The 15,930-nt window shown below is 58.9% G+C and carries 10 protein-coding genes; 9 read left to right on the plus strand and 1 reads right to left on the minus strand.

All coding sequences use genetic code 11. The features are described 5' to 3' along the window. Positions 1–100 precede the first annotated feature (100 nt). Positions 101–2,575 carry a penicillin-binding protein 1A gene (locus OYW20_RS02705; RefSeq protein WP_408005496.1) on the minus strand — a complete coding sequence of 825 codons (2,475 nt, stop codon included), beginning with the start codon at positions 2,573–2,575 and terminating at the stop codon, positions 101–103. Positions 2,576–2,784: 209 nt separating this feature from the next. On the opposite strand from OYW20_RS02705, the gene OYW20_RS02710 reads away from it, so the two are divergent. The 9 genes from OYW20_RS02710 (at position 2,785) to gltB (ending at position 15,884) form a co-directional block, all read left to right on the plus strand. Next, positions 2,785–3,849, plus strand: coding sequence for a pilus assembly protein PilM (locus tag OYW20_RS02710; protein WP_268799201.1), 1,065 nt, complete (start codon positions 2,785–2,787; stop codon positions 3,847–3,849). Further along, the gene (locus OYW20_RS02715) at positions 3,849–4,415 is read left to right on the plus strand and encodes a PilN domain-containing protein (RefSeq protein WP_268799202.1); all 567 of its coding nucleotides are present in this window, start codon (positions 3,849–3,851) and stop codon (positions 4,413–4,415) included. The genes OYW20_RS02710 and OYW20_RS02715 overlap by 1 nt, the downstream gene beginning before the upstream one ends. Further along, positions 4,412–5,035, plus strand: coding sequence for a type 4a pilus biogenesis protein PilO (gene pilO / locus OYW20_RS02720; protein WP_268799203.1), 624 nt, complete (start codon positions 4,412–4,414; stop codon positions 5,033–5,035). The genes OYW20_RS02715 and pilO overlap by 4 nt, the downstream gene beginning before the upstream one ends. Further along, the gene (pilP, locus tag OYW20_RS02725) at positions 5,032–5,559 is read left to right on the plus strand and encodes a type 4a pilus biogenesis lipoprotein PilP (protein WP_268799204.1); all 528 of its coding nucleotides are present in this window, start codon (positions 5,032–5,034) and stop codon (positions 5,557–5,559) included. Before pilO ends, pilP begins: the two co-directional genes overlap by 4 nt. 53 nt (positions 5,560–5,612) lie before the next feature. Continuing rightward, positions 5,613–7,694 carry a type IV pilus secretin PilQ gene (pilQ, locus tag OYW20_RS02730; RefSeq protein WP_268799205.1) on the plus strand — a complete coding sequence of 694 codons (2,082 nt, stop codon included), beginning with the start codon at positions 5,613–5,615 and terminating at the stop codon, positions 7,692–7,694. 4 nt (positions 7,695–7,698) lie between these two features. Beyond that, positions 7,699–8,217: a shikimate kinase AroK gene (gene aroK, locus OYW20_RS02735; protein ID WP_268799206.1), complete on the plus strand. Its 519-nt coding sequence runs from the start codon at positions 7,699–7,701 to the stop codon at positions 8,215–8,217. A 132-nt stretch (positions 8,218–8,349) separates the two neighbouring features. Then, positions 8,350–9,453, plus strand: coding sequence for a 3-dehydroquinate synthase (aroB, locus tag OYW20_RS02740; RefSeq protein WP_268799207.1), 1,104 nt, complete (start codon positions 8,350–8,352; stop codon positions 9,451–9,453). Between the two features lie 10 nt (positions 9,454–9,463). Continuing rightward, complete coding sequence (locus tag OYW20_RS02745) at positions 9,464–11,077, plus strand: SPOR domain-containing protein (protein WP_268799208.1); 1,614 nt, start codon at positions 9,464–9,466, stop codon at positions 11,075–11,077. A 358-nt stretch (positions 11,078–11,435) separates the two neighbouring features. Beyond that, entirely contained in the window at positions 11,436–15,884 is a 4,449-nt protein-coding gene (gene gltB, locus OYW20_RS02750; protein ID WP_268799209.1) for a glutamate synthase large subunit, read from the plus strand. Positions 15,885–15,930 lie beyond the last annotated feature (46 nt).

Consider the following 15,930-nt stretch of genomic DNA (forward strand, 5'->3'; position numbering starts at 1 on the left):
GGGTTTTTTTATGGGCTCAAAGCTTCAAGCTTCAAGCTTCAAGTGATAAGCCTGACTGCGCTCCTGCTTGCAGCTTGAGGCTTCAAGCTTGCAGCTGCTTTTAGAAAAGATCTATCGGCGCCCCTTCGTCCGCCGGCAATGGGCTGCCCGGTGCCGGTGCGCCGCCCATCTCATTCACGCTAGGTGGCGTGTCTTCGCTTTTGAACAGCTCGAAGAATGCATTCGGTGTACTCGGCGTCGCTGCGCGGCCGCTGATCGGATCAACGCGCAGGCTAAGGATGCCATCCGGTTCGGCCTGGACATGCGGCGGCTTGTCTTTCAGCGCGGCGCTCATGTAGCTCATCCAGATTGGCAGGGCGACGGTGCCGCCAAATTCATGACGGCCCAGGCTCTCCGGTTGATCGAAGCCGGTCCATACCGTAGTCACGTAATCCGCGTTGTAACCCGTGAACCACGCGTCTTTCGAGTCGTTGGTTGTACCGGTTTTACCGGCGATGTCCGGACGGTTCATCGACAGCGCACGGCGCCCTGTGCCGCGCTTGATCACATCCTGCAACATGCTGTTGAGGATGTAAGTGGTTCGGCCATCGACGATGCGTTCGGCGACTACCGGCGCTGGCGCCTCACCCGTGTCTGTGACCGCATTGGGCACCACATTGGCAGTCAGTGCAGGCGTCTGCGGCGCTGCGAATGTTGCAGTGTCACCGGTGGCGGTCGCGCTGACCGCTTTTGGATCAGCAGGCACGGCGGGAACGGTCGGCGGGTTGGCAACGAACAGCGTCTTGCCTTCGCGATCGTCGATTTTCTGAATCAGGTACGGCGTGACCTTGTAGCCGCCATTGGCGAACGCGCTCCATCCCCCGACGACTTCCATCGGTGTCAGCGTCGCGGTGCCCAGTGCCAGCGACAGGTTGCGCGGCAGGTCCTGCTTGTTAAAGCCAAAGCGTGTGATGTAGTTGATAGCCGTGTCGATGCCCAGGCTTTGCAAGAGGCGGATCGACACTAGGTTGCGTGACTTGTAGAGCGCTTCGCGCAGGCGAATCGGGCCAAGGAAGGTGCCGTTATCGTTCTTCGGACGCCACTCTTTGTCCTGATACTGATCGACGAACACGATAGGCGCGTCGTTCACCAGGCTGGCAGCGGTATAGCCGTTATCCAGTGCCGCCGAGTACAGGAAGGGTTTAAAGCTGGAACCTGGCTGACGCTTGGCCTGCATCGCACGGTTGTAGTTGCTCTGTTCGAAGGCAAATCCGCCGACCAGGGCGCGAATGGCACCGTTTTGCGGGTCCAGCGACACGAGCGCGCTTTGCGCGACAGGCATCTGGCTGAATTTCAGTGAGCCGTCGGCCTGGCGCTGTACTCGAATCAAGTCGCCCACGTGCGCCACGTCGGCTGGGCCTTTGGGATTGGCGCCGACGCTGTTGGTGTTCAGGTAGCTGCGCGCCCACTTCATGCTGTCCCAGGCAACGGTTTCTTCTTTCGTACCGTCGCGGGTCAGGACGCGGATACCAGTCTTGTCGACCTGGCTGACAATCGCAGGCTCCAGCGTGCTGATGGTGCGTTGCTTGGTCAGCTCCTGCACCCAGGCATCACGCGTCAGGCCGGGGAAGCGGCTCTCGGGGCCACGATAACCGTGGCGCTGGTCGTATTCGATCAAGCCGTTCTGCACGGCGGTATTGGCGTCTTCCTGGAGCGTACTCGGAATGGTGGTAGTGACGCGGAAGCCTTCGGTATAGGCCTCGCTGCCGTACCGACCTACCATCTCCGCGCGCGCCATCTCGGCGATGTACGGGGCGTTAACTTCAGGGCTCTGCACGTGGTAGCTGGCGTTGATCGGTTCAGCCAAAGCCACTTTATAGGTGTTTTCGTCAATTTTGCCGAGCTTGAACATGCGCCCCAGAATCCAGTCGCGGCGCTCTTTTGCTCGCGTCGGGTTGGCCAGTGGGTTAAAGCGTGATGGCGCTTTGGGCAAGCCTGCGATCATGGCCATCTGTGCGACGCTCAAGTCGCGAATCGATTTGCCGTAATAGACCTGTGCCGCGGCTTCGATGCCATAGGCGCGATTGCCGAGGTAAATCTTGTTGACGTACAACTCAAGGATCTCGTCCTTGGTAAGTTGGCGCTCGATTTGCAAGGCGAGAAGAATCTCGGTGGTTTTGCGAGAAAAACTGCGCTCGCTCGTCAAGAAGTAGTTTTTGGCGACCTGCATGGTGATCGTCGAGCCGCCTGATTGAATATGGCCACTCTTAACCAGTTGGCTGGCAGCGCGCATCAGGCTGCTGGGGTCGACGCCATAGTGATTGGCGAAGTTGTCATCCTCGGCGGACAACAGGGCATGAATGAAATTGGGCGGAATATCGGCGAAACGGATCGGAGAGCGGCGCATTTCGCCAAACTCGGCAATCAGTTTTCCGTCACTGCTGAACACCCGCAGTGGGATTTGCAGCTGGATATTCTTCAGCGTATCGACAGAGGGCAGGGTCGGGGCCAGGTAAAGGAAGGCACCGCTCAGACCGAGCAGCAGCCCGCAAACGATAGCGACGAATGACCACCAGAAAAACTTCAGCAGGCGTATCAAGGCGTTTGGATTTCCAGAAAAAAGAATGGGTTAAGCGCAGGCATTTACAAATGAACACGCCTTGAAGCTTCATTACACGAAAAAAACGCTCGGCATTATAAGCATTTTTCGTCGTCGAGCGTTATTTGCGCTACTGTCAAGGCAGCTCGCAGTGGCACGGCTTAACAAAGCGTCCGTAAGTGACGGAATCTCATAGGGAATCGGTTGTGTTCGAACTCTTCAGTAAGAAGGCCAACACCCTTCTAGGGATCGATATTAGCTCCACCTCGGTAAAACTCCTTGAATTGAGTCGTTCCGGCACTCGTTACAAAGTCGAGTCCTACGCGGTCGAGCCTCTGCCAGCCAATGCGGTGGTGGAAAAAAATATTGCCGAGCTCGAAGGAGTCGGCAGTGCTTTGACGCGCTTGCTGGTAAAAGCCAAGACAAATGTCAAAAACACGGCGGTTGCAGTCGCAGGTTCCGCCGTTATTACCAAGACTATCGAGATGGATGCCGGTCTTTCTGACGATGAGATGGAAAACCAGCTCAAGATCGAAGCCGACCAATACATTCCCTATCCGCTGGAAGAAGTGGCTATCGATTTCGAGGTTCAGGGCTATTCGCCCCGCAACCCTGAGCGTGTCGAAGTGCTGCTTGCCGCCTGCCGCAAAGAAAACGTCGAGGTGCGCGAAGCCGCTCTGGCGCTTGCCGGCCTGACCGCCAAGGTCGTCGATGTTGAAGCCTATGCGCTGGAGCGCTCGTTCGGTTTGTTGTCGGCGCAGCTTGGCCATGATCACGAGCAGTTGACTGTGGCCGTGATCGACATCGGCGCCACCATGACCACCCTCAGCGTGCTGCACAACGGGCGCATCATTTATACGCGTGAACAATTATTTGGCGGCCGCCAGTTGACCGAAGAAATCCAGCGTCGCTACGGGCTGTCGGTGAACGAGGCCGGTCTTGCGAAGAAGCAGGGTGGCTTGCCCGACGACTACACCATGGAAGTGCTGCAACCGTTCAAGGATGCCGTGGTGCAACAGGTTTCCCGCTCGCTGCAATTCTTCTTCGCTGCTGGCCAGTACAACAGCGTCGACTACATCATGCTGGCCGGCGGTACGGCCTCCATTTCCGGGCTGGATCACTTGATTCAACAGCGCATCGGCACCCCGACGATGGTTGCCAACCCCTTTGCCGACATGGCGCTCAGTGCAAAGGTCAACGCCGGTGCTCTGGCCAGTGACGCGCCTGCATTGATGATCGCCTGCGGATTGGCGTTGAGGAGCTTCGACTAATGGCTCGGATCAACCTTTTGCCGTGGCGCGAGCAGCTTCGCGAAGAGCGCAAAAAGCGTTTTCTCACGGCCTTGGCGGGCGTGTTGGTGCTGGGCATTGGCGCCGTGTTGCTGGCCGACCAGTACATCAGCAGCGCGATTGCTCACCAGAACGCGCGTAACCAGTTCATCACCACTGAAATCGTCCAGCTCGATGCGCGCATCAAAGAGATCAGCGAGCTGAAGGCGCGCCGTAAGCAATTGCTGGAACGCATGAAGATCATTCAAGACCTGCAAGGAAATCGGCCCATCATCGGGCGCATTTTTGACCAACTGGCACGCACGCTGCCCGACGGCGTGTATTTCAGTGAAGTGAAGATGACCGACCAACTCATCAGCATTGCCGGCTCGGCAGAATCAAACAATCGCGTCTCCGACCTGCTGCGCAATCTGGATGCGTCTGACTGGCTGGAGGCGCCGAGCCTCACTGAAGTCAAAGCGACGACGGCCGGTGCCGTGGATCAGGCCAACACCTTTCAGCTGACCGTGCGCCAGACGCAGCCTGCCATTGAGGGGGTCAAGCCATGAGTGCTCCCGAATGGCTGGAAAGCCTGCGCAAGATCGACATCGGCGACCTGGACCTCAACAATCTGGGCTCCTGGCCAGCAGCAGTCAAAACCATTGCCGGCGTGCTGCTGTTGGTGCTGGTGCTGTCCGGCGGCTACTTCTTTTATATTCAGGACATGCAGGCTCAGCTGGATCAGGCGCGTGCCAGTGAGGTCACGCTCAAAGAGCAGTTCTCAAGCAAGGCGTTTCAGGCCGCCAACCTGCCCGCGTACAAAACCCAGATGACCGAGATGGAAAACACTTTCGGCGCGCTGCTCCGGCAATTGCCCAGCGACACTGAGGTGCCAGGATTACTCGAAGACATCACTCGCACCGGCTTGGGCAGTGGGTTGGAGTTCGAAGAGATCAAGTTGCTGCCGGAGGCGGCGCAGCAGTTTTATATCGAACTGCCGATACAGATCACGGTGGTCGGTAATTACCACGACCTCGCAACGTTCGTGAGCGGCGTGGCCAGCCTGCCGCGTATCGTCACTTTGCACGACTTCGACATCAAACCGGTTGATCCCAAGACGCCGAACAAGCTACGCATGAGCATTCTGGCCAAGACCTACCGCTACAACGATAAAGGACTGCAGAAATGAGGGCGGCGCGATGGTTGTGCGTCAGTGTGGCGCTCATGGGGCTTGCAGGCTGCAATAACGAAAGCGAGTTTAGCGATCTGACCCAGTTCATGAACGACGTTCGCGCACGGCCAGTGGGGACGATCGAGCCACTGCCGAAATTTCGTCCTTATGAAGCATTTACTTACGCGGCCTCCAGCTTGCGCAGCCCGTTCCAGCCGCCGGTCAAGATCGATCTGACCAAGCGTCAAAAAGGCTCGCTACTGGTTCAGCCCGATCTGACGCGGGTCAAGCAGTTCCTCGAAGGCTTCAACATCGAAATCTTCGAGATGGTCGGCACAATCAGCAATCCATCCGGCACGTTTGCGCTGCTGCGTGGCGCTGGCGGTGTGCATCGGGTCAAGGTGGGTGACTATCTGGGGCGCAACGATGGCCGGATCGTCGCGATTACCGACTCCGCAGTAGAAGTAATAGAAATCGTTCCTGATGGAGAGGGAGCGTGGCTTGAGCGGCCGCGCAGCATTTCCCTGAAAGAGCGCTCATGACAATGGCAAGCAAGCGAAACGCCTTCGGGTCTGCACAGTGGTGGAATTTGATCATGAACAGGATTCTTTCGATTATCGGCGTATCGCTATGGATGGCGATGGTTTCGCCGATTCTCCAGGCGGCCAATCTCAAAACCCTGGACGTCGCTGCATTGCCGGGGGATCGGGTCGAATTAAAACTGTCCTTCGACGGTCCCGTGGCTGCGCCGCGCGCCTACACGACCGAACAGCCGGCGCGTATTGCGCTGGACCTGCCCGGGGTGACGAGTCAGTTGGCAATCAAGAGTCGTGACCTGGGCTCAGGCAACGCGCACAGCGTCGTGGTCGTCGAGGCCAAGGATCGCACGCGTGTGGTCATCAACATGACGGTGTTGGCGCCCTACAGCTCAAGGGTGGAAGGCAATAACCTGTTCGTGGTGATCGGCCAGGGCGCTTCGGCGGCTCAGGGCTCTCAGCCGAGCACTGCCTTGGGCGCACCGCGTGTTGGCACCGCGCCCGCGTTGGCAAAGCCTGCTCCCAAGCCCTATGCCCCCGTGGGCAAGTCTGTCAGGAACGTAGATTTTCAACGCGGCGAGCTGGGTGAAGGCAACGTTGTCATCGAGTTGAGCGATGCCGGTATTGCACCGGATATTCAGGAAAGCGGTGGCAAGATCCGGGTCGATTTCGCCAAGACCCAACTGCCGGAAAAGCTGCGCGTTCGCCTGGACGTAAAGGATTTCGCGACCCCGGTTCAATATGTGAATTCCAGCGTCAGCGGTGACAAGGCAAGCATCCTGATCGAGCCCTCCGGTGCGTTTGATTATTCAGCCTTTCAAACCGAGAACAAGCTCACCATCAGCGTGCGCCCTCTGACCAATGAAGACCTTGACCGCCGCAACGCCGAGAAGCTGGTCTACACCGGCGAAAAACTCTCGCTGAATTTTCAGGACATTGATGTGCGCTCGGTTCTGCAACTGATCGCCGATTTCACCAACCTCAATCTGGTGGCCAGTGATACGGTTCAGGGTGGAATTACCCTGCGTCTGCAAAACGTGCCGTGGGATCAGGCGCTGGACCTGGTGCTCAAGACCAAAGGTCTGGACAAGCGCAAGATCGGTAACGTGTTGCTGGTCGCGCCGGCAGATGAAATCGCCGCACGCGAGCGTCAGGAACTGGAGTCGCTCAAGCAGATTGCCGAGCTGGCGCCGCTGCGCCGTGAATTGCTGCAAGTGAACTACGCCAAGGCTGCGGACATCGCGAAGCTGTTCCAGTCGGTGACCAGCGCAGAGGCCAAGTCCGATGAGCGTGGCTCGATCACCGTCGACGACCGCACCAACAACATCATTGCCTACCAGACCCAGGATCGCCTGGATGAGCTGCGCCGTATCGTGTCGCAACTCGACATCCCGGTCCGTCAGGTGATGATCGAGGCGCGCATCGTCGAGGCTAACGTCGACTACGACAAGGCGTTGGGTGTGAGCTGGGGTGGATCCGCCAACCGGGGCAACTTCACCGCGGGCGGTGGCGGTACGGTGACCAGTGCGGCGGGCACTGTCACCAACGCACCCTATGTTGACTTGGGCGTGGCCAGTCCGAGTTCCTCGATTGGCTTGGGCTTCATCACCAACAACACGGTGCTGGACCTTGAACTGAGTGCCATGGAGAAATCCGGCAACGGAGAAATCGTCTCGCAACCCAAGGTCGTGACCTCGGACAAGGAGACCGCCAAGATCCTCAAAGGTACGGAAGTGCCGTATCAAGAGGCCAGTTCGAGCGGTGCGACGTCGGTTTCGTTTAAAGAAGCATCGTTGTCGCTGGAGGTCACTCCGCAGATCACGCCTGACAACCGCATCATCATGGAAGTCAAAGTCACCAAGGATGAGCCGGACTACATCAACACCGTGCTCGGCGTGCCGCCCATCAAGAAAAACGAAGTCAACGCCAAGGTGCTGGTTGCCGACGGTGAAACCATCGTGATTGGTGGTGTGTTCTCCAATACGCAGAGTAAAGTCGTCGACAAAGTGCCATTTCTCGGCGATGTGCCGTATCTTGGCCGCCTCTTCCGGCGGGATGTGGTTTCGGAGAAAAAATCCGAGCTGTTGGTGTTCCTCACTCCGCGTATCATGAACAACCAGGCGATTGCTGTGAGTCGTTGATTCTGTGCGAAATTTAATACTTGTGGGGCCGATGGGTGCTGGCAAAAGCACCATCGGCCGCTTGCTGGCCAAAGAGCTTCGACTGCCGTTCAAGGATTCCGACAAGGAAATCGAACTGCGCACGGGTGCCAATATCCCCTGGATTTTCGACAAGGAAGGCGAGGCAGGCTTTCGTGAGCGGGAACAAGCGATGATTGCCGAGCTCTGCGCTTGCGATGGCGTGGTGCTGGCAACCGGCGGTGGCGCGGTGATGCGTGAGGAGAACCGCCGCTCGCTGCATGCGGGCGGTCGGGTGGTGTATCTGCACGCCTCGGTCGAGCAACAGGTTGGTCGCACTTCCAGGGACCGTAACCGGCCGTTATTGCGTACCGCGGACCCTGGCAGGGTGCTGCGCGAGCTGCTGACAATCCGCGATCCGCTCTATCGCGAGATCGCCGACATCATCATCGAAACCGATGAGCGGCCGCCGCGAATGGTCGTTCTTGATATTCTCGCCCTGTTGGCCGAGCTTCCTCCCCGTTAAAGCGCAGACGGAAATGCGCTATCCTCGGCGACCATAAAAAGCAGGGTCGTGATATGGCTCTGCGCCATCGCTTGTATCGATGCACCACTCAGTGCATCCAAGCGTCCAAATCGTTGAACAGTGTGGGGACACATGCAGACACTTACAGTCGAGCTCGGCGAGCGCAGCTACCCGATTCATATTGGCGAAGGCTTGTTGGACCGGCCAGAGTTGCTCAAGCCGTACATTGCCGGCAGGCAGGTTGCGATCGTATCAAACGCAACTGTCGCGCCGCTGTACATGGAGCGCCTGACCAAAACGCTCGAAGGTTACAACGTCCTCCCTGTCGTGCTGCCCGACGGTGAGGCGTTCAAAAATTGGGAAACGCTCCAGCTTATTTTCGACGCTCTGCTAACCGCTCGGCATGATCGGCGCACCACCGTTATCGCCTTGGGCGGCGGGGTGATTGGCGATATGGCCGGTTTTGCGGCGGCCTGTTATCAGCGAGGTGTGGATTTCATTCAGGTGCCCACCACACTGTTGTCCCAGGTGGACTCTTCGGTGGGCGGTAAAACCGGCATCAATCACCCGCTCGGCAAGAACATGGTCGGTGCTTTTTATCAGCCGCAGGCGGTGCTGATCGACACCCAGACGCTCAATACGCTGCCTGCACGCGAGCTGTCTGCGGGTCTGGCCGAGGTCATCAAATATGGCTTGATCTGCGACGAGCCGTTTCTGACCTGGCTGGAAGAAAACGTCGACAAGCTGCGCGGCCTCGATCAGGCGACACTCACCACGGCTATCGAGCGGTCCTGTGCAGCAAAAGCTGACGTGGTCGGCGCCGATGAGCGTGAATCTGGCGTGCGGGCCACTCTCAATCTCGGTCACACGTTCGGCCACGCCATCGAAACCCAGATGGGCTATGGCGTCTGGCTGCACGGTGAAGCAGTTGCAGCGGGTACGGTCATGGCGCTTGAGATGTCGGCGCGTATGGGCTGGATTACCGAGCTGGAGCGTGATCGCGGGATTCGCCTTTTCATGCGCGCCGGGTTGCCCGTAGTGCCGCCTGAAGAAATGACGCCCGAGCAGTTCATCGAACACATGGCGATCGACAAGAAAGTGATCGACGGCCGCCTGCGTCTGGTTCTGCTGCGCCGGATGGGCGAAGCGGTTATCACTGACGAATATCCAAAAGAAGTACTACAGGCAACACTGGCTGCGGACTACCGCAGCTTGGTGGATCAGCTCAGAGGTTAATGAAAAATCCATGACTAGTTTGCACGCCGATGAGGCCTTCCTCGGTCATTACCAGTTGAGTCATGACCCCTTTGCCACTCGGGTTCCGGGCTTCAAGTTCTTCCCGGCCCAGCGTAAACCGGTGCTGGGTCAGCTTCACCACCTCGCTCGCTACAGCCAATTGCTGCTCGTCGTGACGGGCCCGCATGGCAGCGGCAAGACCTTGCTGCGTCAGGCGCTGGTTGCCAGCACCAACAAGCAATCAGTGCAGAGCGTCGTGGTTTCAGCGCGCGGCGCAGGTGATGCGTCGGGCGTACTGCGTCAAGTGGCTCAGGCGCTGAACGTTGCTCAGCCTGAGATGCATCCGATCCTGTCGCAGGTCGTCCAACTGGCGCTTACAGGCCAAGAGGTTTACATCCTGGTGGACGATGCCGAACAACTCGGCGAATCCGCACTCGAAGCGTTGTTGGGATTGGCTGCGGGCACTCCGGAAGGGCGTCCGCATGTCTTCCTGTTCGGCGAGGCATCGATCATTGATCGTCTGGATCAGCTGTGCGCTGAAACGGGCACCGAAGAAGAACGCTTCCACGTTATCGAGCTAGCGCCGTATACCGAAGAAGAAACCCGTGAGTATCTGGCTCAGCGCCTGGACGGAGCCGGACAAGGCATCGAAGTATTCAGTGCCGCGCAGATTACCGATATTCACGAACAGTCCGGTGGATGGCCGGGCGCGATCAACCAGGTCGCCCGCGATTCGATGATCGAAGCCATGATCGCCAGCCGCTCTGCGGTCAAGCGTCCAAGTATGGGGTTCAAAATGCCTAAGAAACACGTGTTGGCTTTAGGGGGCGTCGTGGTAGCGGCGTTGCTCGCTGCATGGCTGATTCCGGGTCGCAGCACCACGCCGACCACGGCTCCGGCCAATTCCCAGGCGCAGCTGCCGTTGGGACAGGGTCAGGCACCTGCCCAGCAATCCAATAATGGCGGACCGGCCATTGAATTCGCTGGTAACTCCCAGCCGATGCCGCTGCCGCTTGGCGGCAACTCGCAACCGGTGATGCGTGGGCCTCTGGCCGAAGCTGCCGGGTCTGGCGAAGGCGATGGTGAAGACGGCGGCGCTATGTCCAATCAGCCGCTGCAGCCACCGACCGTCACCACCACCGCGCCGCCGGCGGGCGCAGTGGCCAGCCCGGCGCCAACCCCGGCGCCGCGTCCTGCTCCAACGACTACCGCTAAACCTGCAACGCCAGCACCTGCCTCACCTGTTGCCAAGCCTGCCCCGGCACCGACCCAGGTCGCGACTGCAAAACCAGCACCCAAGCCTGCCGAAAAGCCAGCCGCAGCAGCGGCCGGTGTTGGCAGTGGCTGGTACGCCGGTCAGGCAGCGGCTCACTACGTTGTGCAGATTCTGGGTACCAGTTCAGAAGCCACCGCGCAGAACTACGTGAAAGAGCAGGGCGGTGAGTACCGTTATTTCAAGAAGAGTCTGCAAGGTAAGCCGTTGTATGTCGTGACCTACGGCAGTTTCGCTGATCGCAATGCGGCGCTCGCCGCGATCAAGGCCTTGCCAGAGAAGGTTCAGGCTGGTAAACCTTGGCCTCGTACTGTCGGCAGTATCCAACAGGAACTCGCCACAGCTCGCTAATGACGCAGCGACCCTATCCGGGTCGCTCGCATGGCTCCCCTGATATTCACGCAAGCGTGCTGCTATTGAGCAGCGCGCCTTGTGGTGTCTGCTTTCCAGACGGCCATTGAACTTCGGGTTCGCTCCAGTCAGACTCGCAACAAAGCTCTGACTAGCACGAGAATCGCTATAAAACCTTTCACAAATGCGACATAAATTTGCGACGTTTCGTCGCCAAATTTGTGAGCTTTTGTGTCGGTGTGTACAATGACCTCCCTTTTGCTCCCGCAAAGCTGGCGAACGTCCAGCGTGGAAGGTAACAGGTTGAATTGAAAAGAAATTTGCCTCTGAAAAGGGGCAGCCTGGTGAGAATGTGTCTATGAAAGCAGGTCTGTACCATCCAGAAGAGTTCAAGGATAACTGTGGTTTTGGCCTGATCGCCCACATGCAGGGCGAACCGAGTCATCACCTGTTGCAGACGGCTATCGAAGCCCTGACCTGCATGACCCACCGTGGTGGGATCAACGCTGACGGCAAGACCGGTGACGGTTGCGGGCTTTTGATGCAAAAACCTGACACCTTCCTGCGCGCCATTGCCCAAGAGCATTTCGGCAGCGAACTTCCGCGTCAGTATTGTGTAGGCATGGTCTTCCTCAATCAGGACGACGCCCGCGCTGAAGCTGCGCGTGAAAACATGAACCGTGAAATCCTCGCCGCCGGCCTGACTCTGATCGGCTGGCGTCAGGTCCCGATCAACACCAGCGTCCTCGGCCGTCTGGCGCTTGAGCGCTTGCCGAAAATCGAGCAAGTTTTCGTAGGCGGCGAAGGCCTGAGCGATCAGCAATTCGCCATCAAGCTGTTCAGTGCGCGTCGCCGTTCGTCAGTGGCCAACGCCGCTGACAGCGACCACTACATCTGCAGCTTTTCGCACAAGACCATCATCTACAAAGGTCTGATGATGCCGGCCGACCTCACGGCCTTCTTCCCGGACCTGAGCGACGAACGCCTGCAAACCGCGATCTGCGTGTTCCACCAGCGCTTCTCCACCAATACTTTGCCGAAATGGCCGTTGGCTCAGCCTTTCCGCTTGCTTGCCCACAACGGCGAAATCAACACCATCACCGGCAACCGCAACTGGGCTCAGGCCCGTAGCACCAAGTTCGCCAACGAATTGATTCCGGATCTGGAAGAGCTCGGCCCGCTGGTCAACCGCGTAGGTTCGGACTCATCGAGCATGGATAACATGCTCGAGTTGATGGTCACCGGCGGCATTGATCTGTTCCGTGGCGTGCGCATGCTCGTACCGCCTGCATGGCAGAACGTCGAGACCATGGACCCGGATCTGCGGGCGTTTTATGAATTCAACTCCATGCACATGGAGCCGTGGGACGGCCCGGCCGGTATCGTGATGACCGAAGGTCGCCACGCCGTCTGCCTGCTCGACCGTAACGGTCTGCGCCCGGCGCGTTGGGTCACGACCAAAAACGGCTATATCACCCTGGCGTCGGAAATCGGCGTCTGGAACTACCAGCCCGAAGACGTCATTGCCAAAGGCCGTGTCGGACCGGGTCAGATCTTCGCCGTGGACACCGAAACCGGCCAGATTCTCGACACCGACGCCATCGACAGCCGCCTGAAATCCCGTCATCCGTACAAGCAATGGCTGCGCAAAAACGCCCTGCGCATTCAGGCTACCCTGGAAGACAGCGACCACGGTTCGGCGTTTTATAACGTCGAGCAGCTCAAGCAATACATGAAGATGTATCAGGTCACCTTCGAAGAGCGCGATCAGATATTGCGTCCGCTGGGCGAGCAAGGTCAGGAAGCCGTGGGTTCCATGGGCGACGACACGCCAATGGCTGTGCTGTCGCGCCGTGTGCGCACGCCGTACGACTATTTCCGCCAGCAGTTTGCGCAGGTCACCAACCCGCCGATTGACCCGCTGCGTGAAGCCATCGTCATGTCGCTGGAGATCTGCCTCGGTGCCGAGCGCAATATTTTCCAGGAGTCGCCTGAGCACGCTTCCCGCGTGATCCTCAGCTCGCCGGTCATCTCTCCGGCCAAGTGGCGCTCGCTGATGACGCTGGAGCGTCCGGGTTTTGATCGTCAGATCATCGACCTGAACTACGACGAAAACGTCGGCCTGGAAGCGGCAGTGCGCAACATTGCCGATCAGGCTGAAGAAGCTGCGCGCTCCGGCAAGACTCAGATCGTGTTGACCGACCGCCACATAGCGCCCGGCAAACTGCCGGTACACGCATCGCTGGCGACCGGCGCCGTGCATCACCGCCTGACCGAAAAAGGCCTGCGTTGCGACAGCAACATCCTGGTTGAGACCGCTACAGCACGCGACCCGCACCACTTTGCCGTATTGATCGGTTTCGGCGCCTCGGCGGTCTATCCGTTCCTGGCCTACGAAGTGCTGGGTGATTTGATCCGCACCGGCGAAGTGCTGGGTGACCTGTACGAGGTCTTCAAGAACTACCGCAAGGGCATCACCAAAGGCCTGCTGAAGATCCTGTCGAAGATGGGCATTTCAACCATCGCTTCGTACCGCGGCGCGCAGCTGTTCGAGGCCATTGGCCTGTCCGAAGAAGTCTGCGACCTGAGCTTTCGGGGTGTCCCGAGCCGGATCAAGGGCGCGCGTTTCGTCGACATCGAAGCCGAGCAGAAGGCTTTGGCTGCTGAGGCCTGGAGCCCGCGCAAGCCGATCCAGCAAGGTGGCCTGCTGAAGTTTGTCTACGGCGGCGAGTACCACGCCTACAACCCTGACGTCGTTGCAACGTTGCAAGCCGCTGTACAGCAGGGCGACTACAGCAAATTCAAGGAATACACCGCGCTGGTAGACAACCGTCCGGTGTCGATGATTCGTGACCTGCTCAAGGTCAAGGAGCTCGACACGGCGCTGCCGATTGACGAAATCGAGCCGCTGGAGATGATCCTCAAGCGCTTTGACTCGGCGGGTATCTCGCTCGGCGCACTGTCGCCTGAGGCACACGAAGCGTTGGCCGAGGCGATGAACCGCCTGGGTGCGCGTTCCAACTCTGGCGAGGGCGGCGAAGACCCTGCGCGCTACGGCACCATCCGCAGCTCCAAGATCAAGCAGATCGCAACGGGTCGTTTCGGCGTGACGCCGGAGTACCTGGTCAACGCGGACGTACTGCAGATCAAAGTCGCGCAAGGCGCAAAACCGGGCGAGGGCGGTCAATTGCCAGGTGGCAAGGTCAACGGCCTGATCGCCAAGCTGCGCTATGCAGTGCCGGGCGTGACGCTGATCTCGCCTCCGCCGCACCACGACATCTACTCGATCGAAGACTTGTCGCAGCTGATTTTCGACCTCAAGCAGGTCAATCCAGAAGCGCTGGTCTCGGTGAAGCTGGTGGCAGAAGCGGGCGTCGGCACGATTGCGGCCGGTGTGGCCAAGGCCTACGCCGACCTGATCACCATTTCCGGCTACGACGGCGGCACCGGCGCATCGCCGCTGTCCTCGATCAAATACGCGGGCTCGCCGTGGGAAATCGGTCTGGCCGAAACCCACCAGACCCTGCGTGGCAACGACCTGCGCGGCAAGGTGCGGGTGCAGACCGACGGTGGTCTGAAAACCGGCCTGGACGTCATCAAAGCAGCCATTCTCGGCGCTGAAAGCTTCGGCTTCGGCACCGCGCCAATGATCGCGCTGGGCTGCAAATACCTGCGTATCTGTCATTTGAACAACTGCGCAACCGGCGTCGCCACCCAGAACGAGAAGCTGCGCAAGGACCACTACATCGGTACTGTCGATATGGTGATCAACTTCTTCACCTACGTGGCCGAAGAAACCCGCGAGTGGCTTGCCCGCTTGGGCGTGCGCTCTCTGGAGGAGTTGATCGGTCGTACTGATCTGCTGGAAATCCTGCCGGGCGAAACCGCCAAGCAGCAGCACCTGGACCTGACGCCGCTGTTGGGCAGCGATCACATCCCGGCTGACAAACCCCAGTTCAGCCAGGTTGAGCGCAACCCTCCGTTCGACAAGGGCCTGCTGGCCGAGAAGATGGTCGAACTGGCCAAGCCTTCTATCGTCGCCAAGAGTGGCGGCGATTACTCGATGAACATCTGCAACTGCGACCGCTCGATTGGCGCCCGGATCTCCGGCGAAATTGCCAAGCTCCATGGCAACCAGGGCATGAACGATGCACCGGTGACATTCCGCTTCAAGGGCACTGCAGGCCAGAGCTTTGGCGTATGGAACGCCGGCGGCTTGAACATGTACCTCGAAGGCGACGCCAACGATTACGTCGGCAAGGGCATGACCGCTGGCAAGCTGGTGATCGTGCCGCCTAAAGGCAGCCCGTTCAAAACCCAGGACAGCGCGATCATCGGCAACACCTGTCTGTACGGCGCGACCGGCGGCAAGCTGTTTGCAGCGGGCACGGCGGGCGAGCGTTTTGCGGTGCGTAACTCGGGTGCTCACACCGTTGTGGAAGGCACGGGCGATCACTGCTGCGAATACATGACCGGCGGTTTCGTCTGTGTATTGGGCAAAACCGGATACAACTTCGGTTCCGGCATGACCGGTGGTTTCGCCTACGTGCTTGACCAGGACAACAGCTTCGTTGACCGGGTCAATCATGAGCTGGTTGAGATCCAGCGCATCAGCGGTGAGGCGATGGAGTCGTATCGCAACCACTTGGAACACGTGCTCGCCGAATACGTTGAAGAGACCGACAGTGAGTGGGGCCGCAACCTCTGGGAAAACCTGGATGACTACCTGCGCCGCTTCTGGCTGGTCAAGCCAAAGGCCGCAAGCCTCAAATCTTTGCTATCGAGTACCCGCGCGAATCCGCAGTAAAAGCAGCTACAAGCGGCAAGTTTCAAGCCGCAAGCTAAAGGCAGTG

The organism is Pseudomonas sp. BSw22131, from assembly GCF_026810445.1.
Taxonomy (GTDB): Bacteria; Pseudomonadota; Gammaproteobacteria; order Pseudomonadales; family Pseudomonadaceae; genus Aquipseudomonas; species Aquipseudomonas huanghezhanensis.